Origin of the sequence: Paenibacillus gorillae, from assembly GCF_000513275.1 — a bacterium.
In the GTDB taxonomy this organism is placed as follows: domain Bacteria; phylum Bacillota; class Bacilli; order Paenibacillales; family Paenibacillaceae; genus Pristimantibacillus; species Pristimantibacillus gorillae.
The window spans coordinates 44,949-69,457 of the sequence record NZ_CBVJ010000027.1 but is presented as its reverse complement, the minus strand read 5'-3'; the positions used below and the strand labels follow the sequence as shown (position 1 = coordinate 69,457).

At 44.0% G+C, this 24,509-nt stretch carries 28 protein-coding genes and 1 pseudogene; 5 read left to right on the top strand and 24 right to left on the bottom strand.

Annotation, left to right across the window (positions count from 1 at the left end; translation table 11 throughout):
- Positions 1 to 81: 81 nt before the first annotated feature.
- Positions 82 to 1,080, bottom strand: a complete 999-nt coding sequence (gene bioB / locus TY10_RS04890; protein ID WP_420329378.1) for a biotin synthase BioB — start codon at positions 1,078 to 1,080, stop codon at positions 82 to 84.
- A 625-nt stretch (positions 1,081 to 1,705) separates the two neighbouring features.
- Between bioB and TY10_RS04885 the strand changes: the two genes are divergently transcribed.
- The gene (locus TY10_RS04885) at positions 1,706 to 2,194 is read left to right on the top strand and encodes an NUDIX hydrolase (protein WP_042161152.1); all 489 of its coding nucleotides are present in this window, start codon (positions 1,706 to 1,708) and stop codon (positions 2,192 to 2,194) included.
- 109 nt (positions 2,195 to 2,303) lie between these two features.
- Here the strand turns inward: TY10_RS04885 and TY10_RS04880 are convergent, their stop codons facing one another.
- From TY10_RS04880 to TY10_RS29360, 7 genes are all read right to left on the bottom strand, one after another.
- Entirely contained in the window at positions 2,304 to 2,993 is a 690-nt protein-coding gene (locus TY10_RS04880) for a CTP synthase C-terminal region-related (seleno)protein (protein WP_052350370.1), read from the bottom strand.
- 54 nt (positions 2,994 to 3,047) lie between these two features.
- On the bottom strand, positions 3,048 to 3,704 hold the full coding sequence (locus TY10_RS04875) for a M48 family metallopeptidase (RefSeq protein WP_042161148.1): 657 nt from the start codon (positions 3,702 to 3,704) through the stop codon (positions 3,048 to 3,050).
- A gap of 45 nt (positions 3,705 to 3,749) precedes the next feature.
- A complete protein-coding gene (locus TY10_RS30240; protein WP_155985702.1) occupies positions 3,750 to 4,154 on the bottom strand; it encodes a hypothetical protein in 405 nt (134 codons plus the stop codon).
- A gap of 135 nt (positions 4,155 to 4,289) precedes the next feature.
- Positions 4,290 to 5,273 (bottom strand): SLAC1 anion channel family protein, encoded by a 984-nt coding sequence (locus TY10_RS04870; RefSeq protein WP_042161146.1) that lies wholly within the window; start codon positions 5,271 to 5,273, stop codon positions 4,290 to 4,292.
- A 238-nt stretch (positions 5,274 to 5,511) separates the two neighbouring features.
- On the bottom strand, positions 5,512 to 6,588 hold the full coding sequence (locus tag TY10_RS04865) for a Gfo/Idh/MocA family protein (protein ID WP_042161144.1): 1,077 nt from the start codon (positions 6,586 to 6,588) through the stop codon (positions 5,512 to 5,514).
- Positions 6,589 to 6,816: 228 nt separating this feature from the next.
- The gene (locus TY10_RS04860) at positions 6,817 to 7,194 is read right to left on the bottom strand and encodes a hypothetical protein (RefSeq protein WP_052350375.1); all 378 of its coding nucleotides are present in this window, start codon (positions 7,192 to 7,194) and stop codon (positions 6,817 to 6,819) included.
- 73 nt (positions 7,195 to 7,267) lie between these two features.
- The gene (locus tag TY10_RS29360; RefSeq protein WP_042161141.1) at positions 7,268 to 8,071 is read right to left on the bottom strand and encodes a restriction endonuclease; all 804 of its coding nucleotides are present in this window, start codon (positions 8,069 to 8,071) and stop codon (positions 7,268 to 7,270) included.
- Between the two features lie 770 nt (positions 8,072 to 8,841).
- On the opposite strand from TY10_RS29360, the gene TY10_RS04850 reads away from it, so the two are divergent.
- Positions 8,842 to 10,212 (top strand): FAD-binding oxidoreductase, encoded by a 1,371-nt coding sequence (locus TY10_RS04850; protein WP_042161139.1) that lies wholly within the window; start codon positions 8,842 to 8,844, stop codon positions 10,210 to 10,212.
- Positions 10,213 to 10,276: 64 nt separating this feature from the next.
- Here the strand turns inward: TY10_RS04850 and TY10_RS04845 are convergent, their stop codons facing one another.
- From TY10_RS04845 to TY10_RS04835, 3 genes are read right to left on the bottom strand one after another with little or no spacing between them, the layout of a single operon-like run.
- The gene (locus TY10_RS04845) at positions 10,277 to 11,323 is read right to left on the bottom strand and encodes a UDP-N-acetylmuramate dehydrogenase (protein ID WP_238327439.1); all 1,047 of its coding nucleotides are present in this window, start codon (positions 11,321 to 11,323) and stop codon (positions 10,277 to 10,279) included.
- A 42-nt stretch (positions 11,324 to 11,365) separates the two neighbouring features.
- Positions 11,366 to 11,641 (bottom strand): HesB/YadR/YfhF family protein, encoded by a 276-nt coding sequence (locus tag TY10_RS04840; RefSeq protein ID WP_042161137.1) that lies wholly within the window; start codon positions 11,639 to 11,641, stop codon positions 11,366 to 11,368.
- Positions 11,642 to 11,660: 19 nt separating this feature from the next.
- Positions 11,661 to 12,017: a HesB/IscA family protein gene (locus TY10_RS04835; protein ID WP_042161135.1), complete on the bottom strand. Its 357-nt coding sequence runs from the start codon at positions 12,015 to 12,017 to the stop codon at positions 11,661 to 11,663.
- 151 nt (positions 12,018 to 12,168) lie between these two features.
- Between TY10_RS04835 and TY10_RS04830 the strand changes: the two genes are divergently transcribed.
- Entirely contained in the window at positions 12,169 to 12,816 is a 648-nt protein-coding gene (locus TY10_RS04830) for a helix-turn-helix transcriptional regulator (protein WP_420329377.1), read from the top strand.
- A gap of 223 nt (positions 12,817 to 13,039) precedes the next feature.
- On the opposite strand, the gene TY10_RS04825 is transcribed toward TY10_RS04830, so the two are convergent.
- The 6 genes from TY10_RS04825 to TY10_RS04800 all read right to left on the bottom strand — a co-directional run bounded on the left by TY10_RS04825 (position 13,040) and on the right by TY10_RS04800 (position 16,151).
- Positions 13,040 to 13,636, bottom strand: coding sequence for a YdeI/OmpD-associated family protein (locus TY10_RS04825; protein WP_042161131.1), 597 nt, complete (start codon positions 13,634 to 13,636; stop codon positions 13,040 to 13,042).
- 28 nt (positions 13,637 to 13,664) lie between these two features.
- Positions 13,665 to 13,949 carry an ArsR/SmtB family transcription factor gene (locus TY10_RS04820; protein WP_042161128.1) on the bottom strand — a complete coding sequence of 95 codons (285 nt, stop codon included), beginning with the start codon at positions 13,947 to 13,949 and terminating at the stop codon, positions 13,665 to 13,667.
- 209 nt (positions 13,950 to 14,158) lie between these two features.
- Complete coding sequence (locus TY10_RS04815; RefSeq protein ID WP_042161126.1) at positions 14,159 to 14,476, bottom strand: hypothetical protein; 318 nt, start codon at positions 14,474 to 14,476, stop codon at positions 14,159 to 14,161.
- Positions 14,477 to 14,558: 82 nt separating this feature from the next.
- Positions 14,559 to 15,008 carry an SRPBCC family protein gene (locus TY10_RS04810; RefSeq protein WP_052350369.1) on the bottom strand — a complete coding sequence of 150 codons (450 nt, stop codon included), beginning with the start codon at positions 15,006 to 15,008 and terminating at the stop codon, positions 14,559 to 14,561.
- A gap of 15 nt (positions 15,009 to 15,023) precedes the next feature.
- Positions 15,024 to 15,392, bottom strand: coding sequence for an ArsR/SmtB family transcription factor (locus tag TY10_RS04805; RefSeq protein ID WP_238327453.1), 369 nt, complete (start codon positions 15,390 to 15,392; stop codon positions 15,024 to 15,026).
- A gap of 117 nt (positions 15,393 to 15,509) precedes the next feature.
- On the bottom strand, positions 15,510 to 16,151 hold the full coding sequence (locus tag TY10_RS04800; protein ID WP_042161125.1) for an FMN-dependent NADH-azoreductase: 642 nt from the start codon (positions 16,149 to 16,151) through the stop codon (positions 15,510 to 15,512).
- Positions 16,152 to 16,497: 346 nt separating this feature from the next.
- Here TY10_RS04800 and TY10_RS04795 point away from each other — a divergent pair, with 346 nt between their 5' ends.
- Positions 16,498 to 16,869 (top strand): iron chaperone, encoded by a 372-nt coding sequence (locus tag TY10_RS04795; RefSeq protein ID WP_042161123.1) that lies wholly within the window; start codon positions 16,498 to 16,500, stop codon positions 16,867 to 16,869.
- A 59-nt stretch (positions 16,870 to 16,928) separates the two neighbouring features.
- On the opposite strand, the gene TY10_RS04790 is transcribed toward TY10_RS04795, so the two are convergent.
- From TY10_RS04790 to TY10_RS28660, 5 genes are all read right to left on the bottom strand, one after another.
- A complete protein-coding gene (locus tag TY10_RS04790) occupies positions 16,929 to 17,864 on the bottom strand; it encodes an NADP-dependent oxidoreductase (RefSeq protein WP_052350368.1) in 936 nt (311 codons plus the stop codon).
- A gap of 134 nt (positions 17,865 to 17,998) precedes the next feature.
- A complete protein-coding gene (locus TY10_RS04785; protein WP_042161122.1) occupies positions 17,999 to 18,727 on the bottom strand; it encodes a winged helix family transcriptional regulator in 729 nt (242 codons plus the stop codon).
- Between the two features lie 12 nt (positions 18,728 to 18,739).
- On the bottom strand, positions 18,740 to 20,995 hold the full coding sequence (locus TY10_RS04780; RefSeq protein ID WP_042161120.1) for an ATP-binding cassette domain-containing protein: 2,256 nt from the start codon (positions 20,993 to 20,995) through the stop codon (positions 18,740 to 18,742).
- A gap of 293 nt (positions 20,996 to 21,288) precedes the next feature.
- A complete protein-coding gene (locus TY10_RS04775; RefSeq protein WP_042161118.1) occupies positions 21,289 to 21,612 on the bottom strand; it encodes a hypothetical protein in 324 nt (107 codons plus the stop codon).
- A gap of 48 nt (positions 21,613 to 21,660) precedes the next feature.
- Positions 21,661 to 22,215 (bottom strand): DUF5071 domain-containing protein, encoded by a 555-nt coding sequence (locus TY10_RS28660; RefSeq protein ID WP_052350367.1) that lies wholly within the window; start codon positions 22,213 to 22,215, stop codon positions 21,661 to 21,663.
- A gap of 158 nt (positions 22,216 to 22,373) precedes the next feature.
- Here TY10_RS28660 and TY10_RS04765 point away from each other — a divergent pair, with 158 nt between their 5' ends.
- A complete protein-coding gene (locus TY10_RS04765; protein ID WP_042161115.1) occupies positions 22,374 to 23,111 on the top strand; it encodes an EcsC family protein in 738 nt (245 codons plus the stop codon).
- 76 nt (positions 23,112 to 23,187) lie between these two features.
- Here TY10_RS04765 and TY10_RS04760 read toward each other — a convergent pair whose 3' ends face one another.
- Entirely contained in the window at positions 23,188 to 23,832 is a 645-nt protein-coding gene (locus tag TY10_RS04760) for an SGNH/GDSL hydrolase family protein (protein WP_042161114.1), read from the bottom strand.
- A 92-nt stretch (positions 23,833 to 23,924) separates the two neighbouring features.
- A pseudogene (locus tag TY10_RS04755) lies at positions 23,925 to 24,410 on the bottom strand (GNAT family N-acetyltransferase); the annotation flags it as partial.
- Positions 24,411 to 24,509 lie beyond the last annotated feature (99 nt).

The window sequence follows — 24,509 nt, the reverse complement described above, 5'->3', positions numbered from 1 at the left end:
AATAAAAACAAAAAGCCGCAAATTTCGCGGCTCTTCGAAGTTCTTCTGCTTCCTATACTCCAGTTCCATGTGTCTGCTGCCCTACAGCGCGTTCAATTCGATTTCAAATCCCAAATCTTCAATCATCTGATGATCGGCCGATATTTCTTGGCCAGCTGTCGTTAAGTAATCCCCTACGAACAACGAGTTCGCGGCGTATAAGGACAAAGGCTGCAATGTGCGGAGATTGACTTCGCGGCCGCCGGCCACCCGAATTTCTTTCGACGGGCAAATAAACCGGAATAAAGCTAGCACCTTTAATGCTTTCATCGAGGAGGTGCGGCCTGCATGCTCTAGAGGCGTTCCCGGTATAGCATTTAGGAAATTGATCGGAATCGAATCTGCATCAAGCTCGCGAAGCGCAAAGGCCATTTCCACAATTTCTTGATGCGTCTCGCCCATGCCAATAATAACGCCGGAGCAAGGAGACATGCCTTGCGATTTCACCTTCTCAACCGTTGCGACGCGTTGATCATAAGTGTGAGTTGTTGTGATGGATGGATAGTTGGCTTTGCTTGTATTCAAGTTGTGGTTATATCGATGAACACCGGCTTCGGCCAGCCGCTCGGCTTGATCCCCCTTCAGGATGCCCAGACAAGCGCAAATTTTCAGCGGCATTGTCTCCCTAATCTCTCTCACCGCATCGACCACTTGATTAAGCTCTTTATCTGTCGGCCCCTTGCCAGATGCTACGATACAATATGTGCCGGCCTTACGGGCCATCGCTTCACGGGCGCCTGCAAGCAGCGTTTCTTTATCTAGCAGACTATATTTATCGACTGGTGCCGTCGACACGATCGATTGCGAGCAATAGCCGCAGTCCTCGGGGCAAAGCCCGCTTTTGGCGTTAATGATCATGTTCAGCTTCACTTTTTTACCATAGAAATGCTTTCTCACTCTAAATGCAGCATTCATGATCAGCAGCACTTCGTCATTGTCGGCTTCCAGCACTGCAAGTCCTTCCTCCAGCGTTAGAAGCTCCCCGCTCAATGCCTTTTCAGCAAGCAATTGCCACTTTGTATCTGCAGTAATGGTTTCCAAGTCAATCATCCTTCCGTAATGTGAACTGCTGTAGCGTCTCTAATTGGTAAGGCCTCTAATGTTTCCCGAAGATTATGTAGTAATGTTTCTGAATTCGCGTGGCTGGTAAAAGGGACAGTTAGTGCTGATTCTTAAGTTCAGCTTAGCTTTCATTGATGATATTTGTTAACCTATTTTACTTATATTTTGGTTAACATTTAATTATACTAGCAGATCGATTTATCACTGTAAAGAGGTTTCACGTCGGAACTTTGCAAGTAGATTCCCTATAACGATGGAACCAAGCAAAAAAATTTGAGCGACAAACAGCCCTTTTCGCGGATCACAAAAGGGCTGGCGGTTCTAGTACGCTATATGATTTTATTTCTTAGTTTCCATGATTCCTCGGCCATTTCGTGCAGCAATTAAATAATTAGGAAGGTTATTCGGCAATAACAGCTAGAGATTCAGAAGGTGCAACACCATCCCTAATTGACCTCTATTTCTTTCGTTGTTTTCGCAAAGGGTTATTGATTCATTCTACAAATAACATATAATGGAAGTGAATGCTGCTAAACGAACGAGGCAGACCAACTATGAAGCTTGTAAAAAAGCTATAAGATATTACCTTACAAGGGGGTTAAACATGCCATTCCCTACTCACATTGTAGCCGCAGGTGGTTTTGTTGAAGATGGTGAAGGAAATATCCTTTTAGTAAAAACCCGTGATGGAGGTTGGGTATACCCTGGTGGACAAGTGGAAGTTGGAGAAAATCTGATGGATGCTTTGGTACGTGAAATTAAAGAGGAAAGTGGAATTGACACCACCGTTAGTTACTTGATTGGTATCTATTCTAATACAGGCATTTTTATATGGTATGATGGTGTGACTGATGTTCCTACACAAGTTATATTTGATTTCGTATGTAAACCTGTTGGCGGAAAGTTAGCTGTTTCCGAAGAAACAACCGATAGCCGTTGGGTGGCGAAGGATAAAGTCCTTGATTTCATTACACATTCAGCTATACGCACTCGCTATCAGGCTTATTTGGAGTTCAACGGGGTCGTAAATTACATCGATTATGTAACGAACCCCGAGTTTATAATCAAAAATAAAACAGGTATATCGAAGTAGATTGTTTCTCGATGAAATAAGCATTTGTTCCACTTGTGACTCAAGGGACAAATGCTTATCTTTTTCTCGCCAATAAAGGTAGTAATCCAAATACTTGTTCGCATAGATTTTAGGTCGATATAATTTGTTTAATAAATGCATTTACCAGGCAATGCGGATTCGCGTTGGATGAACTCAATTGAGGAACGAACAACGTGCCGATAAAAAAAGGATGCTCCGCTAATTCAACAATTCTTGGCCTGCCTTCAGCATCAGTTCCCACTATTTTTAAACCTGCTTCATCAATTGGTACTTCGAAATTCGGGTTAAGCCCGTAGCTGCACCTAAACTGTTCAATGACAGCTGTCTCTTGGTAAAGGCTAGAAACCAATGAGGGCTGCTTTATAAACACCTCACCTGTCTGACCAACTAGTGAACAAGCAAGTTTACTAATAACGAGATTAGAAGCATCAGGGTTTAATTCCTCGTGATCCGCATCTTCAAGCATTAATTTGTTTTTAGCATATTCCAAAATAATATGTTGAAATCCGCCGCAAGTTCCTAATAGCGGGACATTGTGTTCACGGGCATATCTAATAATTTGCAAGACTCCAGCTGCCGATTCAGGTATACCTGGGGCTATCCAAAACCCCTGATAATTGTTTTTGATCACATCTAGCTGTTCAGCAATTGTCACCGTTGGAATCCAGTCATATTGAACCTGAGCTTGAGTCTTATAGATAGAATGATCTAAAGCATCATTCGTTGCTTGCTGTGAGAGGTAGACCGGATTAAAATCGCCAATGACACCAATCTTCAAGCAGATTCCCCCTTTTTAAAAGAAATCATCTCTATCAGTCGCAATCGTCTGCAATCATAGCGTCATCGTTTGTGCATGCCTCGCCAAATATCGCTCCTTCTCCTCGTAGTCCGGCATGATGCTGCCGACACGGCGCCAGAACGAACGGTCATGATTCATATGAAGCAGATGAACTAGCTCATGGACGACCACATAATCGATCACATCGAGCGGTGCCATCGCAAGTAAATAGTTGAACGTGAGATTCCTATTCGAGCTGCAGCTTCCCCATTTCGTAAGCGACTCGACGATTTCGAATGACTTTGGTCTCACTTTCAGCTGGTCCTGATAAATTTTGATCCGTTCGCCGACGATCTTTTTACAACTCGTAAAATAAAACCGCTTAAGCTTGTGCTTTAGCTCTTCTTCTTTGTCTGCCCCACCCGTCTCAATTAACTCACTTAGCGGATAATATTTGCCTAAGTACAGGAATTTCCCTGTTCCTTCGTAATCCTTAGTCTGGGTAACAGTCTGCGCCGCTTCCAGCGCCTGCCTTCGTGCCAGTATCTGCTTGCCATAACGCTCCACAAGCTGCATTAATTGTTCATCTTTCGTTCCATTTGGCGCTTTAACAGTTATTAATCCCGATGGGTCCATTTGGATCGAAACCTTTTTACCTGCTCCATATTGAACATGAAAGTAAATCTTTTGTTCATCAAGTACAATGTGCATGTCTGTTTATCTTCCTTTTATGCTGTGAATTCATGCTCCATCTATCTAATCTATACAGTCTTCACATTCAATTCCAATCCATGAATGTAATAGTTTTGTTCCACAAACCGTACAATTCCTCTCACCGGAATACCATGAACCTGTTTTATGGAACAAAGAAATGCTGTTTTCATAATGTATATTGGCTACATGTGCCGGAGGGAATACATCCCCCTCTTCATCTACAGGAGGTGATGGTTCATTGCCTGATAAGTAGCCTTTAATCCAATACTTTGTTTGTAATGACATTTCGTTTATTTCACTAAGTGAAACATTAAAGAACACATCTTTTTCTGAGCAATAGGCTAATATTCTCCCATGAAAAGTATGAGGATTTCCCACTATATAATGCTTGCCCTGACAATGTTCTTCAAAAGTAAACCACATATGAAAATCTATATCGGATTTCAAAAGCTGCTCACCGCCTGATCTCTTTATCTATTATATATTACAATCCTTCACTCTGTTATCCTGCCTCGTTCATACCCAATAAAAAAAGCCGCGATATACGCGACCTTATTTATATTGACAGCTTGTCCAATTCGATCAGCCTTTAAGCAGATTTCCTTTGACCAGCATACTTATCGTGCGAACTAGGAGAACAGCCAAAACAATACTCAAAAAAGCCAGCAAAAATGCCGCAATCACATTTAAGAGCCAAGAATGTACGAACATCGCGTATTTCAATGCAGCATTGCTAAGAGCAGCTATCGGAAAACTTACCCCCCACCAGGAAGCGCCAAACGGAATAGACCTTTTGAATACTTTGAAGTACAAGACGATGAACAAGAACAGACCGAAGTAAAACAAGATGGAGGCAAACGGATCAATCCGCTGTTCGAAATTCGTATAACCAAGAAATCCAACCTCGAACGGTGCAATCATAATCATCATTGAAGGCATTAATACAGGCGGCAGCGGGGCATGATGAATCAGTCTCGATAAAATTAAGGTGAAGAATACGACAGCCACAAATCCGCCTATTGCAAGAGATAACAAATTAATTTCATGCGCCCATGGAAACGGCATAGTACCGCCAGCAACTGCGATATCAATCGTCCCGACTACCGGAATCAGCAACGCTGGAACTGTGTTGGCCGGATCATGATTCCCGTTCAATAGGCGTGCAACGAAAACAAAGCTAAGTGTTATGGCTGCTGCTGTAGCAACAATCCATATGATTTGCCCGGATATTTGGCTATAGCCGCCGATAACCGAGGAGAGCAAGAGCAATGCAATTGCTATCATACCGAAAAAATTTCCAGAAATCGGATGCTTGAATTCATCTTTCACTTTCTTCGGGTACAAAATCCATTTTGAAATATAACCGATGCTCAACGCGATAAATACAATAATGGCAACTATCCCACTAATCTCGGCTATAAGGGCAGACGTGCCAAATAGCTTGCTGGCTTCTCTCCAAGCCAATGACAGACCTGAAATTCCCATAACAGAAGCGAATAAATTGACAGGTAAAAATTGAATCGAACCGAAGGTTCTTTGTTTTTGTAAGGCAGCCACAGTTTGCATGGACGGTCACCACTTCCTGTTATTGTGTAATGAACTCTCGGCCGATGCCTCATTGTATGAAATTCAGAATTATTGATCAATATCATTTTTCTTATGATAATGATAGATGAAATTGATAAATATAACTTAAATATTAAAATTGCGATGTCAAAACAAAAAGACTGATGGACGTATATATCCATCAGCCTGACTATTGTTACAGCTTTGAATTCAGTTATGTTATTCCCTTCGATTCGCGTTACAGCGCCCATGGCTGAGTTGCCGTTGTCAGTTCCTCACCCGACTCGATAGCCGACAGCATCATAATCGACAAATAATGATCCTGCATCGCTTCTTCTAGCGGATAGCATGGCGGTCCGCCCTGTACATAGTCAGCCATCTTGACCAAACTCGTTGCAATGGCGACCTCATCATCGGTTAAACGCCCCGGAACGAACAGGTTTTCGTACATCCATTCATCATTAGCTGTAATTCCTTGATGATAATAACCTTCCAGGTTGCCGTTATGACCAGTATCCACTCTTCGGAATTGCCCGGATATAGGGGTCTTGAAATCTTTCAAGTACCGGTAAGTTTCGTCTGTTATCTCGCCATGGCTTCCGCGGACGAGAATTCGATTGCGGCGAATCCAAGAGAAATACTGATCCCCTGTAAAATCAAACAAAGCCAGCTTATCTCCAAAACGAAGCGTAGCGATATCTTGTACGGAGTCATCCAGCACTTCACTTTCAGGAGGGCCATATCGGCCTGGGCCTTGCACAATTTTAGATGTGAATCTTTGACCCTTAATGACGGCATTCTCGAACTGAATCCCAAGCATTTTCCGAATGAGACTGATGCCATGATAGCCGTGTGCGGCCGATACTTGCACCTGAGAAACGTCCCCAAGTTTACCAGAGTTCACGAAAGCAATACGTGCAGCATGCATCGGTTGGTACAAATATTGTTCGGCTACCTGTACGGGAACATTCAATTTGCGCAGTGATTCATATAAGGCAATCATACCTGGAATGTCACTTGCTGGAGGAGTCTCCGTCAGTACAGGGATATTTCGTTCAGCCAGCTCCAATGTGCAGTCGGGCATCGCTGCCCATGGGACAGAAACGACTGCGAACATAAAGGGGCCGCTTGCAGCGAAAGAATCCATGTCGCGGAAAGTTTTCACTCCCCATTCCTTCTCGATCTCCCTGCCTTTTTCCTCATCACGGACTAACATCGCGCGAACCGCAAAACGGTGCGGCAGCAATTTTGCAATCCGCAAGTAAAAATCAGCTCTCCAGCCTCTTCCTACAATCCCAAACTCTATTAAAGACATAACGCATTCCCTCGCTTCTCATTTAAGTGCTCTAAGTTGATCATTTAGAGTGCTATGCTTAACTATAAATCTTCCTAAGATCTAGGAGTGCACTCGATTTGTATTATAAATAATTGTGCAGTATCGTGTCCAATATAACGTACATTCCAGTCGATTTAGGTGTGTTTTCTTCTGAAAAAAACCCGCCTTGTAAAAGGCAGGTTGGACGCATATTTGTGCTGCTGATAGCTAAAATCCATCATCAGGTTGATTATTATTTAGTTCTCGCAACCATAATTCAATCGTATCCCTGATTTCAAACCTGTCTTTAGAGCGTTTTATTTTCAGTCTATCCCCGCAGCCTTCTTCGTCAACTTGTATTTGTTCTAATCTATATTCCCCATTTTGACTGCCGTCAGGGTACCATCCCAGATCGATTAAATATGTATTGTTTTCCGGAATAACATGCCATCCATTAACATTTGCAAGTTTACTAATCTGCAGGATATCTTCTGTGAAATAAAACCAATTGCTCAAAAAATCTTCATCACCTTCTTCGGGAATAGGATCAACATCATGAAATTTATTATAAGTAATTGCATAGCCAGCTGGTATTTTCAATCGCATTAGGCTCAAGTTATTATCACTCCCCGGTTACTTTCGTTGAAGTATCGATTTTTCCTGAAGATTGCTGGATTCCTCAGACATTCTCAGCTGCTTCATTAATTGTTCGAGTGTGCCGGCACTTCGGAAAATTCGAACAACCGTAGAACTCACCGCGCTTGCTGTTTCTTTTGACAAGCAAGTAACCGCATTTGGGACATTCGAGATCATCTGGTTCTTCAGTCGAAGCTGCTGCTTCTGTTGCTGCTACCGCTGCTGCTGCTTCTGGAGTTGCCTCCTTTTCAGGCTGGGAGGAAGGTTGTCTGCCGCTCTTATTCTTCGGATTAACTGCAAGAATCATCGCAATGAGCTGCTCCCGATTAATTAATCGTACTCCATTCGATTTTGCTAGCGTGTAAGCTTGCTCCGTATAATCACGGTTGGTAACTACCCAAGCTTCTGCAGCACCATAATGGTCCAAAGCAGCCCTTATCTCTTGCACCGCCTTCAGCCCCACATTTTTTCCGTATCTCTTAGCTTGCACTACGATCTTCTGGCTGCCTTTTTTAATAACCAAATCTGCACCAAAATCACCGGTTGCTTGAGTTACTTCGACAACATAGTTATGCATGCGGAAAAGATGACCCAAGTAAATTTCGAATTGTCTTCCCTCCATTTTATCTATTTCCTTAATGCCTGATTTCTTTAATCGTTCCGTTTGTTTCTGGTTGTATAAAATGACGATTACAGCGTACATCCCCAGAACACATCCTGCTGAAATCGAGGCGGCGACTAGTGAATTCGTCCATTTAAACATGCCGAAAAATGAACCTAACATCAACAAAATGACCAGCGCTTGAATAGGATCGGTTTGCGCTTTCTTTCTTCTCTTCCTTGCCATCTATCCACAAATCCCCTCAACTTTTAATTACTCCCTATTATAGCGAATTTCACAATGATATATAGTCTTTTTGGACTATATTTACATCTATTTTCTGTCACGTCTCGTATCTGTTCCTTTCAATTAAAGAACACACAGGGGAAGTTCCGGAATTATCGCAAAGGACGAAAAAGTTCTACTGCACAGCTAGATTGGAGGGGCGGAGTGCTATCCGTCCGAAAGAAACATGCGAGTATCTAAGCGTTGATTATCTTACTGCCCTTTAGTAGTTTGCATCCGAAGGTTGCTAAGGGGCTAACGTCGCTCCGTTTCCAATGGCAAGCATATCGGAGATTTGCTGTAAGCTTACCCTGAGAGTGCTGGAACAATTGCTGCTGAAATAGCGATAGTTTACGTTGGATTTTTCCAACGTAGCTGAGAGATTTGGCGCAAACACGATCTCTACGTTGGATTTTTCCAACTTAGACGAAGGATTTCGAGCAAATACGGACGCTACATTGGATTTTTCCAACGTAGACGCAGGATTTCGAGCAGTTACGAGCTCTACGTTGGATTTTTCCAACGTAGCTGAAGGATTTGGCGCAAACACGATCTCTACGTTGGATTTTTCCAACGTAGGCCAAGAAAACAAACCAAATAACTTAATAAACATTTATATTTACTAAGTTTATTATGTAAGCTATAATGAACACATTCCCGCTGACATCAATTGACCTGAGAAGTAAAATGTGGTGCAGCGGGCAATCTACTATTTTCAGGAGGGAATCCATATGTACGAGCAATTAAAGGCTGAATTAACCGGGCGTCTCATTCTCCCGGGAGAGGACGGCTATGATGATAGAAGAAAAATTTGGAACACCGCTTTCGATAAGCTTCCCGCTGCAATTGTCGTTTGCAAAGCTGATACCGATGCCGTTGCTGCCGTAAAATTTGCGAAAGCGAACGATATTCCAGTTACGATACGCGGAGGCGGTCATAACGTAGCCGGTACATCGATTTGTGACGGTGCAATTATGATAGATTTTTCCGAAATGCGTAAAGTCACGGTTGATCTGGAGCGCAATACAGCGATCGCGGAGCCTGGGGTAACGCTAGGCGACTATGACACGGAGACGCAAAAATACGGCATGGTTACACCAACCGGTACCGTGACGGAAACGGGAATCGCCGGACTCGCTCTGAGCGGCGGAACAGGCTATTTGCGCGGCAAATTCGGCTTAACGAGTGACAATATCGTATCCGCTCGTCTAATTACCGCTGATGGCGATCACATAAAGGTCAGCGCGCAAGAACACCCTGATTTATATTGGGCAATCCGCGGCGGCGGTGGTAACTTCGGCATCGTCACTTCGTTTGAGTTTCAATTGTATCCCCTTGGACCTGAAGTGCTGTCTGTAGATGTGATGTACGATTATAAGGATGCCAAGCAAGTCTTGCGTAATGCCCAAGCCTTTTTGCGCAACGCACCTGATGATGTTTCCTTTAATATGATGACCTTTCAGATGGCTGCTGCCCCGGGTATTCCTGAGCCGCTTCATAATAAGCGTGTAATTGTTATCGCAGGATTGTATGCAGGTGAGAGTGATAAAGACGAAGGTTATCAAGCGATTCAGCCGCTGCGCGAGCTGGCGGAACCACTCTCGGATAACACGGGGATCGTCCGGTTTACGGAGCTGCAGTCCAGATTTGACCTGGCAGCGCCAAATAATGTCGCAGTTGCGGGAACCTCTCTGTTCATCAAAGAGATGAATGATGAGACAATTGATGCCCTGTTGGCTACAATCGAGCAATTGCCAAGTCCGTCCTTACTGGTTCAATTCTGGGAATGCCACGGTAAAATGAATCGGATCCCTTCAGCCGCAACAGCATTTGCTGTCCGTGACGCCTCATTTCTTCTTTGCTTCGATGTCGATTATCCGATGGAAGAAGAGCAGAAGATTAAAGCATGGATCGAATCGGCTTATGAAGCAATGCTGCCATTTTCTGTCCGCAAAACATCGTATTTGAATGCGGTCAAAGCTGACCGACAAATTACGAAAGCTACATATGGGGACAATTACGAGCGATTGGCCGCCATCAAGCTTAAATACGATCCAACGAACTTTTTTCGTCATAATCATAATATCGAACCGCAGGCATAAGACCTCAAAAATAGACAAAAAACTCCGCTTCCTCATCGAAGCGGAGTTTTCTTCTATACAGTATTTATTCAGTCATAATGACCACTTCCGGCTCCGGAATAAATCCATATTGACGGTGTATCGCATCCGAGAGGGTATCCTTCAAATATAATACATCAGCAGCCGTTGCCTGAGCGGCATTCAGAATCATATTGCCATGATAGGGCGATATAATAGCCCCGCCATGGGCGGCACCTTTTAGCCCCAGCCGGTCAACCAGAGCGCCGATTGAGGCGCCTGCAGCGTAGTTGTTTTTAAAGAAAGAGCCGCAAGAACGGGAAGTAAAGTGCCTATTACCTGTACGGTATCGCTCAATCTCCATCATCGGCTCAGGCGCTTCTATCCTAATCCGACTGTCCTGAAGCCCCCGCAACTCGCTAGAGAAGAAGGAATAGAACGCAGACAATGAAGACAACTTGCCATTCGAGTTTTGATATTTCCTTATAACCCGCTTTATATCCCCATTATGCGCAATCGCCGCTTCATCATGCTCTGGCACCCTAATTTCCGCTCCGACTATAATCCAAGGCTTATGCTGGAAAATCGATTGTTTGTAAGCAAACTCACAATCCTCGGCACGAATCTGCTGCACCGCTAACGCCGGATCGGCCAGATCGATGTAATTGACCAACTCTACCTTATCACCGACTTGCTCCTTGTAATATTTTGCATTCATATAAATTCCCGCTCCTAGACTGCCCGGCATCAAATAAGTGAATTGAAACGCAGACGAGCCGGCGAACAGTCCAGCAAGGGATAACATCGAGAGCGGCAAGCCGGATGTAAGGATCCAGCGAGATTCATTGACCGTAATGTCGGCCATATTTTTCAAGGAAATATACAGCTTCCCCTGTTTCGGCCGATCGGGAAATAACATATTCGAGCCCATGCCGAACACCACGCGATCCATTCCATACAGCGCGCTTACTTCTAAAATAGTGACGAGCTGCTCCACCGTGGCCGGCATCGCAAAATAATCCGCAATTCCGCCAATTCCATAGGAGCTGTGCTCTGATAAAGGTACATGGCGGAAGCAAAGCTTGTTAAACAGCTCATATCGATCATTCATCATAACGCTGCAGCTCCATACCGTCGTTTAATTCCATGAATAGCATTAACCGCGGACAAATGTAATCTCATCATTGCGGCAATCAATTGACAGGTCACGACCATCTAAGTGCCATACATCATTTTCCTCTATGAAAAAGGTAAGATGACCATATTCATTCGAGAGTGCGGGATATTGCGGATCGTCCTTCATAATGCCTAATGCGAATGCATCTTCCCCGCCTCCGCTGTACCTGACATATATGCGTATAGTATCTCCGTCCCGAAAACCCCAATCTTTCCTGAAACAATCCACTGCGGCATCCGTAACGATTAGCTTCATCCTGTTGTCCCCCTTTAGATCAGTCGCATTTCTTCGATTTGCCCCGGTAAGTGGCCGTTCGGAAGCTGGCACCGCAGCCGCAAGAAAGCTTGGCATTAGGGTTGTCGATCGTAAAGCCTCCGCTCATTCCCATGTCTTTGTAATCGATTTGTATGCCTTCAAGGTACTCCACGCTCGCATAGTCGATGACAACCTGGAACTTCTCCCAGCCGATGACTTGATCCTCTTCTTCCAATGTATCGTCAAAGCGAATGCTATACGACAGACCGCTGCATCCTCCGTCACTCACCCCTACGCGTAAAAAATAACGATCGGATTCCATATCCCCTATCATTTCCGTAATTTTATCTGCTGCTGTATCGCTTATATGAATCATTCTAATGCCTCCGCTTCTTCTACCATTTAATAGAATTTTCTTTACTTGATGAATTCAACCACGGTTGTCAACCTGATGTATTATGTTAAAATACTTTATATAAATTATATTTACTAAGTTCCGACTTCACTCTGTAACTCTTAATAAGGTGGTGAACCCCTTGCAGCCAAATGCCGATTTATCGACCCGTGACACGATATTGCATTTGTTAAAAACTAATGATGAACTTACTGCCAAAGAACTTACCGATCGGCTGGATATTACGTCCATAGCCGTCCGCCGTCATATTGACACTCTGGAGCGTGACGGATTAATCGAGTCGAGATTAGTCCGGCTGCCGATGGGCAGGCCAACTGCTGCATATCATTTAACGGAAAGCGCCGATGCGCTGTTTCCGAACCGATATTCAACCGTCGCCCTCGACTTGCTAGACGAGCTAGCTAAGGAATCAGGCGAAAGCATGGTCGAGCGCTTGTTCGAGCTGCGCAAAGAAACGCTTTATAAGAAGTATTCAGGCAGGATGAATGATAAAGATTTTCAAGATAAGTTATCTACGCTTACAGCCATTCAGAACGAGAACGGCTACATGGCGGAGCTGCAAAAAAACAGCGATGACGAATATGTCCTAATTGAGCATAACTGCCCCATCTCGCAATTAGCGCATCAATATACGCATGCCTGCCAGTGCGAATTGCGTTTGTTCGAGGCTTTACTAGATGCAGATATTAGCCGTCCGGAATGCTTAACCAAGGGCGGTAAAAAATGTGTATATCGCATTCGGCGAAGGGATCAGTCTTAAGCCACGCAACTTCTACGGAAGTGGTCCCTTCAGAGGCGCAATGGTGTCAACAAATGATAACATTGCCACATACCCCGCCCCCTTTTTTATACTTAGTAAATGTTTATGTTTACTAATACCATTATTTGATTTTATGAACCATTTGTCAACAGCAAAAAAGGATCTTCCTTCTCGTCTCCTGTAAGACGGATGGAAAATCCTTTTTTTATTGCTCCATTTCTGCCTATTTATCGTCAATTCCCTTGCCATCGAGGATATGCGGAATGTACTTCTCGATTCTAGACTCACGGGTTTTGGATTGTTTAGCTGAAGAGAAAAACAGAAGGTATCCCCTTTGCCGCCCCGGTGTCAAGGCTTCAAATGCCGTTTTCAAGTCAGGAATTTCAACGAATTTATTGTCTAGCTCTTCAGGTACGGTATATTCCGTACTCTTCTTCATCTCTACCTTCAAGCCGGCTTTCTCGATTTCAATCGCTTCATCAATATAATCTTTGATAATAAGCTGCATTTCATCAATAGCCTGAAGACTGGTGAACCGGATCTGACGCGCTGCCTGAACATTTTCCGTTTGTTGCACTAGAATGCCATGAGGATCCTTGAGCAGTGCACCTTTGTGAAAGAGAAGCGCACAGTACTCCTTAAATTCATGAATCAGAACGACGTTCTTATTGTCATACGTATAACAAGGATGCATCCACTTGAAATCCTCGGTCACCTCGCAATCCAGAACGATTTCCCGCAACAGCTCGAACTCTTCCTTCCAGCTCTTTAGCTTTTTAAAATAAGGATCAATCTTCGAATTCTTTATACCTGCAGCCATCAAGATACTCTCCCTCTAGTTATCATTATTAATTCCCCGATTTATTATAGAAAGCCACCCAATCTTGAATTTCGCTGAGTGGAGAAACATTTAATCGATATCGCGTTTCTCTGCCGACTTTACGGTCATATACTAGCCCTACTTCTTTAAGGATTGTCAGATGCTTGGACACTGCTGTACGGCCCATTTCAAATTGTGGCATTAATTCATGCAGCGGTATTTCTTCTGCCTCCGCTAGCAGTCGAATCAGCCGGCGCCTAGTTGGATCTGCAATCGCGTCAAACACATCCCGCAACTGGTTGCTATCGCTCACAACACCCTCTCCTAAGCCTACTGATTGTTTTATAATTATTAGACACCATTAGGTGACTTTTTTATCATAAGAAACTATTTGGTGTCATGTCAACATTGTTAATTACTTAACAGCAGCTTTAGTTTAGTATTCACCTCGTTTATACATTAAAAACGGCAGCGGATCATGTATCCGACTGCCGAACATCTTCGATGCATAAAGGATGCTGCTTATTTACCGATTCGGATTGTTTCAATAAATCCCTTGGCTATAACCCTATTGGTCATTAATTCAAATTTCATTCCTGATTTGATCAAATGATTCGGCGCCTCTTCATTGTCATGAAATAGCAAATACAAATCTGCTGTTGTTTCTCTTTCCATATTTGGTGTGATATGAAATTCAATCCTTGCACTCCATAAGCCATGCTTCAGCTCTTTATCTTCTTCAAAGACTATGGGTACTGAGAAGTTGTCCTTTGGAATTATGCTTTGCCCGCCTTCATCAGCAGTAAGGAAATACAATTTTATCGCAGCTACTGTCTTCAAAGTGAGATCAACCCTTCCACGGCACATCGTTAAAATAAAAAAGCCACATTAATGTGACTTTCATTCATAGCGGTATACATCCCTATTTCATGTAATTTAGCAAGCCGTCTGCTAAACAAGTGTTCCAGTTATTGTTATGTCTTTTCGCTACTTGCATGGTGGAGAAGGCGGAATGGGTAACAGTTAATTCAGTCTTATTGTCCTTTTCGACAAAGTTGATCGTAGCGAGCGTTTCCTCTGCATCGTCTCCTTCATTCAGCCACTTCCATGTGAACGACAGCTTTTCATTCTGTACGATTTCGACATATTGGCCTTCTAAAGTGAAAACTTTGCCGTTAGGAGCCTCCATGTGAAAACGGTATTTCCCTCCTACCGTAACATCCATAAGCTCAACTTTGGTAGTTAAACCTGTCAGCCCCCACCACTGCTTCAATTGCTCTTCCTTCGTCCACGCGAGGAACACTCTTTCCTTGCTCGCATTATATACGTGATGAAGCTCAAGCAGAAATTTTCCATTCACGATTGTTATCATCAGAGGGTGCCTCCGTTAGTCTTCTTTAGGTTGGTTGTCCAAGAAATTCTCCAGGCTCGTCAATTGCGAAGTCCAGAAATTCCGGAGCTCCATCAGCCACTCAAACGCACTGTCCACTGTCCCAGGGTTCAAATAATAGTATCGGAACGTTCCTTCCTTCCGAACCGAAACTAAACCAGCCTTCTCCAACACCTTTAGATGTTTAGAAATAGCTGGCAATGACATGTCAAAAGGTTTAGCTAAATTCATAACCGTCATCTCTCCGGCAGCCAATTGTTTGAGAATTTCTCTTCTAGTTGGATCAGAGAGAACGTGGAACACATCGTCCAAAAGTTCATCATCATATTTAACCATGTGTTTAAGTTTAAGCACATTCCAATTCATTGTCAATAACTGATAGCTGCAAAATAGGGGCAGGCTTCACGGACTGTACGAAAAAAAGAGCCAAGCGGCTCAGGATTAGAATACCTGAAACTCACTTGGCTCTTGCTTGTCATATCATTAGAAGCTCTGGGCAACTTCACGTGCATGTTGAATGGCCTTCTCCTTAATTTCTGCTGCTTGGCCTGGAGCCTTAGCCATCCCTTCAACAAAAATCCCTTCAAAGCTTGTAATGCCAAAAAACTGCATGATGGAGTTCAAATGACGGTGGCTCATCTCGGATTCCGCAAATTCAGAACCAGCTGACAGCACGCTTCCGCTTGCTTGAATGTGAACCGCTTTTTTATCGGACAGCAGTCCAATCGGGCCTTTCTCTGTATATCTGAAGGTTTTCCCAGCAACGCAGACCGAATCGATATAGGCTTTCAGAACGGGAGGATACGAAAAGTTCCAAATCGGATTTACAAACACATATTTATCTGCAGCTACAAACTGATCAACCAGTTGAGCGAGACGGCCTACTTTGGCTTTCTCTATGTCAGTCAGCTCTTCAAATGCAGTTCCTGCTCCCAGCTTGCCCCAGCCGCTAAAAATATCAGCATCAAGCTGTGGAACCTCAGCTTTATATAGATCAAGATGAACAACTTCATCCGTCGGATTTGCGTAGCGGTAACTCTCAATAAATTCTTTCCCTACACTCAAACTATACGAAGCTGATTCTTGAACGTTGGGATGCGCTGTAATGTAGAGTACGGTTGCCATAATAAATTACCTGCCTTTAATTAAAATTTGTTATTGCTAATATGCATTTCACCCTCGGTTTACCGTAAAAGCAATATGCCTCCATTTCTCACTTTAATTTAACCATTTGGTTATTTAACAATACGGTTAAATATAAATCAGTTTTTAGCTGCTGTCAACAAGTCTTATTGCATTGAAAAGAAACAAGCTGCCATTTTCTTGTATACACACCCCGTACTCGTATCCTCCAAACACTTTAGGCCAAATGAGTAAATTAGTGCAGCGTAATGAATGCAGGTTGTTTGAACGGGAGCCTCCTGTTAAAATAACAGTATTCTAAATGTAATTACTTATAGGAGGCCAATCCATGGAGGTTTTTGAACCGTTTTTAGCAGGTATCGACAACCCGGATCACCGGGACCGTGTGGAAGAGGTTTTTAATTGGGTAAAGACCCGCTTTCCCAATCTAATGCCAAAAATCGCGTGGAATCAGCCGATGTTTACCGATCACGACACCTTTATTATTGGCTTTAGCGTTGCCAAGCAGCATATGGCAGTTGCCCCTGAAGAGGCCGGAATCCATCGTTTTTCTGAAGAAATCGTTCAAGCCGGTTATGACCATACCAAAGGGTTAATGCGTATCCGCTGGGATCGTCAGGTAGATTTCGCCTTACTTGAGCGGATGATCGAATTTAATATTTTGGACAAGCAAGACTGTTCCACGTTTTGGCGAAAATAATAAAAGGCTGCCGAACACTCCGGCAGCCTCCAAGCTTTTAGCTTCTCTATTCCTTCGTATTAAAATTCGATGATGATCTTACCGAAGCGCTCTCCTTGAATGAACTTCGTAATAGCTTGTTTGAAATTTTGCAGGGGATATACTGCTTCAACCATTGGAGCAACTTGTTTCAAGTCTACGTATCTTAAAATCTCTTCCAGATTTTCACTTGTTCCATGAGCTACAAACAAGTAAGGATTGTTTGTAGTAGCTGTAAGCGGGGTAAGCTGATCAAGCTGAGGGTTGGAGCTCACGAATATGCCATCCTCTTTGAGCAGCTTTTTAGTATTATCAAAGGACAAGGTTTTGCCTAAATCAAAAATAATATCAAACTTTTTATTCAAGTCCTCTGGTGATACCTCCCGGTAATAATAGGCTTCATCAGCTCCTAAAGCCTTAAGTTTATCAAGCGAGTTTTTGCCTCCGATTGCTGTTATAACAGCATTGTGTGCCTTAGCGAATTGTATAGCATAGACACCAATACCTCCATTTGCTCCAATAATTAACACCTCTTTGTTGTTGGTTACGCAGGCTAACTTAAATAAACCAATATAAGCTGTTTCGGCGCTAACTGGCAACGCAGCGCCTTCAATAAATGACAAGTCGGACGGAAGTAATGCCAGATAATTCTCATTAACTGAGATATATTCCGACATGGTCTTCTCATCATCGAATAAATCTACGCTACCAATTACTCGATCTCCTTTTTTAAATCTTTTTCCATCCGATTCTACAATTCCGCTAAATTCAAGACCAAGGTTCACCTTATATTTATTCATTTCCTTAGGCAGCGTTAGCTGATCATCATTCAAAGCAATCTCTTCCTCCCATGTGCTTAATGGAACAGCTTGAACTTGAACAAGAACCTCGCCTTCTCGAATCATAGGTTCTTCAACAGTGCCTAGATAAAATTTGTCCATTCCTTGTTTCTGTGCATCTACTAATATGGCTTTCATATAAAAATCGCTCCCTGCTTCTGTATTTGTTTGGTATATCCGAACACAATTGTATCCTGCTTTCGACCCTCTCACATGAAGTTAGAATGAAGACAAAAAAACCTTCATGAGGGAACTCGTGAAGGTTTGGAGCATTAATCATTTGAGATCCGGTAGCCAACTCCGCGGACCGTTATTATATATTTTGGTCTTTTAGGATTGTCCTCCAGCTTATGCCGGAGGCTTTTAATATGCACATCGACGAAGTTACTGCCGCCAAAGTAATCTTCACCGCATAACTCATCTATAATTTGATCCCGGGTCATCGCCGCTCCACCAACGGAAATAAGTATTTTGAGCAAATTGAATTCATTCATGGTCAACTGGATTTTGCTCCCCGATTTATAGACAGAAAATCTCTTTAGATCCATCGTAATATTTTTAAAACGCAGATGATGTACAGCCAACTGAGGCAGTTCCTGATTTTGGTTCACCATTTGCTCGATTTTCTCCAACGCTTCCAATATCGGACATGGCCATACAAGTGCTGCGTGATCGTTACTACTTCTCAATTGCTGCTCGTCCCCGAGCAAGAAAAGTACCGGTATCGAAGAGGGTACCTTCATCCGTTCCAATGACACGGCTTTTGACCGGTCAATTATTAATAAGTCGCTAGGAATTGTTGTCAGAATCGGATCATTCTCATGATGAAAGATCAATACATCGTAGCAACGAACCATTAGTGACATCACCAATGGAAGAATAACAGCTGGTAACGGGCTAATGATAATAATACGTCTTGTCGTTTCACAAAATGAGATCTCCCTCAAACCGCCCGCATCGTCATTATCTCGGAGTCGTTTGCTGTCATTATAACTTTGCACGCGGTATACCTCCTACTTTAAATATTTGCCCGTAATCGATTCCTCTGCATGGATAATCTGCGCTGGCGTCCCCTCGAACACGACTTGTCCGCCCTTGCTGCCTCCATCCGGCCCCATATCGATGATCCAATCGGCTTGGCTGATCACATCGAGGTTATGTTCGATGACGATTACTGTATTGCCGGCGTCTACGAGACGATTCATAATTTCCAGAAGATGTCCAATATCCGACATGTGAAGGCCGGTCGTCGGCTCGTCCATGACATAGATACTGCCCTTCTTATGCAGCTCGCTTGCCAGCTTAATGCGCTGGCATTCCCCGCCTGAGAGCGTACTGAGCGGCTGGCCGAGTGTAATATAATTCAATCCGACATCGCTCATCGCTTGGAGCTTGCGCACAACTTCTTTCAGCTGGAAAAATTCCAATGCCTGCTCCACCGTCATCTCCAGCACATCTGCAATCGATTTTCCATCCAGCTTGTACGCAAGCACTTCTTCCTTGAACCGCTTGCCGCCGCATACTTCGCAAGGCAGCTTTACGCTCTCGAGAAATGCAAGGTCAGTATACACGACACCTAACCCTTGGCAATTCTCGCAAGCTCCCTTGGAATTAAAGCTGAATAAGCCTTGATTCACTTTGTTTGCTGAGGCAAATGCCTTCCGGACATCATCCATAATGCCTGTATAAGTTGCAGGGTTAGAGCGTGTTGATACGCCTACCGCCGATTGATCGATAACGATCGCATCGGGATGCTGGCTAAGAAATACTTCATTTATTAGCGTGCTTTTTCCCGAGCCGGCAACACCTGTAACTACAGTCAATATTCCAGTTGGAATATCGACACTGACGTTTTGCAGGTTATGCAGCTGAGCATCCTTGATAGACAGTTTGCCGGAAGGCTGCCTGCAATCCTGCTTCAGCTGAAGCGGCCGCTTCATATAGTTGCCCGTCAAAGTACCGGATTCGAGCAGTCCCTCGAAGCTTCCCTCATAGACAATCGTACCGCCGCGGCTGCCGGCGTGAGGTCCAACGTCAACGATATGATCCGCCAGCTTGATAACGTCAGGATCATGCTCAACAACAATTACGGTGTTACCCTTGTCGCGCAGCTTCTGCAGCAGTTCATTCAACCGGTGTACATCCCGAAGATGCAAGCCAACACTTGGCTCGTCGAAAATATAAGTGACATCCACCAGACTGCCGCTCAGATGCTTCACCATCTTGACGCGCTGCGACTCGCCGCCAGATAACGTATCTGTCTCACGATCCAGCGTCAAGTAATCAAGTCCGATATCAACCAGATGCTGCAATCGCTCCGTTAACGGCTTGACGATTGGAGCTGCGACAGGATTATCGATTTCCCGAATAACCTGGATGAGTTGACCAACCTCCATAGAGGCTAACTCTGCAATGTTATGTCCATTGATCCGACAGCTGAGCGCAGCTTGACTAAGCCTTGCACCGTGACAGCTGGAGCAATAACCTTCGGAAATATACGGTGCAACCGCACGCTGGGTACGCTCGGACATCGTTTTCAAATCCCGCTTGATGTACTTGTTGGTGAACTTCTCAAAAATACCTTCTACCGTAATGTTAACGGCTTTGCCTGCGAACTGCATTTGAACCTTCCTTGCCTTGCTGTACAGCAGCTCCTCCATTTCCTCATCCGAGTAGTCCTTCAGCTTCTTGTCCGGATCGAAAGCCCCCGTCTCAACAATCATATTCCAGTCCATGCTGTTGACCGCATAATCCGGGAGCAGGATTGCCCCTTCATTCAGCGATTTCGACTTGTCTATCGCCTTGCTCATATCAATGCCTAATCTGCGGCCAATTCCATTGCATTCCGGACACATGCCCTGCGGATCGTTAAAAGAAAACATATGCGCTTGTCCAACATGGGGCTGACCTACTCGGGAGAAAAGAAGACGGAGAATCGGCGAAATGTCGGTAATTGTGCCCATTGTGGAATGAGATCCGCCGCCGAGCCGCTTCTGATCGACAATGACAGCCATGCTCAGATTCTCAATCGCGTCTGTATCCGGTTGCGGAACGCGAGGCAAAAAATTGCGCACAAACATACTGAAATTCTCATTCAGCAATCGTGTCGATTCAGCGGCGATTGTATCGAAGACAATCGATGACTTGCCGGAGCCAGATACCCCGGTAAAAATCGTAATTTTCCGCTTCGGAATGCGCAAGTCTACGTTCTTCAGATTGTTTTCCCGTGCACCGGAGATTACGATATACTCCTGATTGGATTCACTCATGCCTAACATCCTTCCGATCTTGTATATTCTCACTACTAGTTTAATCTATACGCACGAAATGCAAGTTTTGTTTCGAAGCGGCTATCCCTTATCTATCTTTCAGAAGCAGACATAAAACGGCTGCAAATGATTTGCAGCCGTTTTATGTTCATTCCGGTTACTATCAATTTAACCACAATCATGACATTTTAAGCGAATATGCTTACAATCCCATCGCTTTCTCAAACCCGCCGAAGCTTGGTTGAATCGGTGAATGCAGATCATGCTTCTCGGAGGGGCACACAAAGAATGAACTAGTCGATACCGTTTAAAAACGAAACAATATCGTTATAAAACTGATTCCTGTCCTGACCTTTAAGATCATGGTCCGAAGCCGCATATTCCTTAACTATTAATTGCGGGCATATGCTGTTATATCGCGTGATGTCTGAGTCGGATACTAGCGAGCCTTCAAGAAGCCCTCTTGCTACTAATACAGGGACAACTAATTTCCCTTTTAGTTCGATTTGCTGGGATTCCCTTTGTATCGCTCTAACAGCTGCCGGTCTGAATTGCCCAGTGCGGTTGAATGGAATCAAATAATCATTGATGTAATCTTCCGGCCAATCCTTGTCCATTTACCGCATACATGGAACGATACATCAAATTCCTCCTCCAAAAAGCTATTATGGATTAGCTATGCTGCTTATCAAGACTTCAATTTCTTCATAACGGCGAAGCAGATTTTCATCCTCTAAATCCGAGAACTCAGCTATCTGTCCAGATGTAAAGCCCTGAAGCGTCTCTTCTATCTCACTCAACTTCTCCGCTAATAGTCCCTTAGCATCGTTTTCCTCTATAAGACGATGCTTCCACATCGTTTCGATAGCCAGCAAGTCAGTACCCTCGTCGTAATCCATCGTTTGCGCCAATTCTCGCAGACTTGCAGATAATACTGAAACGTGCACCGTATCCCAATCTTGAATCAAATATGCTAGGATGTTGTAAGTCCAGATCATATCGCGCATGGATAATATCTCTTGAATGTACGGAATTGTTTCGCTCTTGTACTTAGATATTACATCAACAATTACTGGTGCCACTGGCCAATTGAAATCCTGTAACCATTCCAGCAACTTCGGCAATAAAGGAAGCACCAATGACCCTTCCAATCCGGACAGTACTTCAACACTTTCAATATCATGCTTATCTTTAGGCAGAAAAGTGTCATTCATTTGCATCGCCATTGTTCTCCTTTAATCCATTACTCACTTTATTGTCTCACGGTTTAGCCCCGAGTCAACGTTCTCTTCAATTTCTATCCTGCCGATAATATGTGTTTCCTAGCACTGCGATTTCCGGTACAATGTAATGAGATTTGTTGGAGGAGACATTGAACATGAATTATGAACAAAAAGTGCGCATCGAAGTTGCCAATTGGGAGCGTCAGTTATTCAAATCGCCCGGATGGCTGGAGAAAACCTCCAAGACAATTGGTACAAAAATCAATGATATAATACCTGCCAAGATGCACAACGTTATCACAACCACTGTAAAATCTATCGTGCGTACGGCCTTGTTTGGTGCCGAATATACGCCTCAAAGTTCCGTGCTGCAATTTGACAAGCTTGAACTCGCCGATCTGGAAGCGCAGCGTGTATTTTCCTTGTATCAAAAAATCGCCGTAGCTGAAGGCGCTGGCACCGGAGCGGGCGGCCTTTTACTTAATGCCGTAGACTTTCCCGCATTGATTGCTATCAAAATGAAGTTTTTGTTTGAATTGGCGCATCGGTACGGATATGACACGAATGAATTTTCCGAGCGGGTATTTGTACTTAAAGTGTTTCAATTGGCCTTCTCTGGACCGGAACAACGAGCCAAGCTCTTGAATTCGATTAAACATTGGGATACGGAAAAGAATCAATATTATTCCGATTCTCAATACGCCAACAACTTGGATTGGGAGACGTTCCAGAAGGAGTACCGCGACGCCATCGATTTCCGGAAAATACTGCAGATGTTACCGGGAATTGGAGCAATAGCAGGAGCCTGGGCCAATTACACCATCCTCGATGAGCTTAATGAATCCGCAATGAACGCATACCGGCTTCGCCGATTGACCGAAACATCCGAATAGAATGAGAAAAAGATGGCTTTCTGCAACCTGCAGAGGCCATCTTTTTGCTCATCATATCCCTTACATTTATCCGTTATTAGCCGATAGCAAGCTTGCTGTTCTGAACAACAGACAGCCACTGATCGGCAATAATCTGATGTCCGGCGCTTGTCGGGTGTACCCCGTCCCAAATCCAGTATGCAGCTTCTGCTCGCGTACACGCCTCGTCAAAGGCAGCCTGAAGCGGAACAAATACAGCACCAAACTGTTCTGCCAGCTCTCTGGTGATGTTCTGGTACAGCCCAACGAGCTCCTGCCATTCCTCCCATTTTTCTTCAGTAGCGCCCGTTTTCAGTATAAAAGGTTCCAGAAGAATCAGTCCCGTATTGGGCATAACCTCTCTCGTCTCTTCAAGCAGCACTTTGTAAGCGCGGCCAAAACGATCCGTAATGCCGGAAGGCTCTCCGCTCATCGTTCTCCACGCGTCATTGACGCCGATCAGAATGCTGATCACGTCAGGCTTCAGTGCAATGGCATCCTCGTTCCAGCGGGCATATAAATCAGAGACACGGTTGCCGCTAATCCCTCTGTTAATGAACAAAGGCTGCTTCTCGCCCAGCTCATAGCCAAGCTTTGCCCCAATCAAATACGCATAGCTGTGTCCAAGCAGATGATTGGGATCTTCGCTGCGGCCTCTCGCACCATCTGTAATGGAATCACCTTGAAATAAAATCGTCGTCATGATTGCATCCTCCAGTATGTATAGTCGTAAGCGTTTTCTATTGCCAATAGTTAGTATATAACGGCTCTATTCACTTGCACAGTATCATTTTTTTACTTGTCCCATTCTTGTTCAAGTACAGAGTAAATAAACTCATTGCACCATTTACCCTTGCAAATTCTGACTTCTCTAAGCACGCCGTCCTGCTTCATTCCAGCTCGGATCATCAACTTTTCAGATGCGGCATTTTCAGTATTGGCATACGCTACAACCCGGTGTGCGTTCAGATCGCTGAATGCATAGCTAATCAGCAATTCAACTGCCTCAGTTGCATAACCATTTTTCCAAAAGTCCGGATGCAATGCCCAGCCGATCTCCCATTCTCTAATTTCAGACCAATTTAGCTTAATGCTAATCCGGCCCACAGGCGTTCCATCATCCTTCAAGCTAATTGCCAGCTCATAACGCTCTCGCGGATTGTCATGGACTTCAGAGAGCGCTTTTTGAAAATCATCTTGGATTTCAGCATCATCCGGTGCACTGTTTTCATACTGATGTGTGATCGGATTTTGCTCCAATTCATTATAGAAAGTGAAATCATCTTCTGTAAAATTTCACAATCCGATTCTATTTCCTATGATATTCATTTTGTACCCCCTCCGTTAATTTCCAATTATACTAGAAAACATAATTTATAA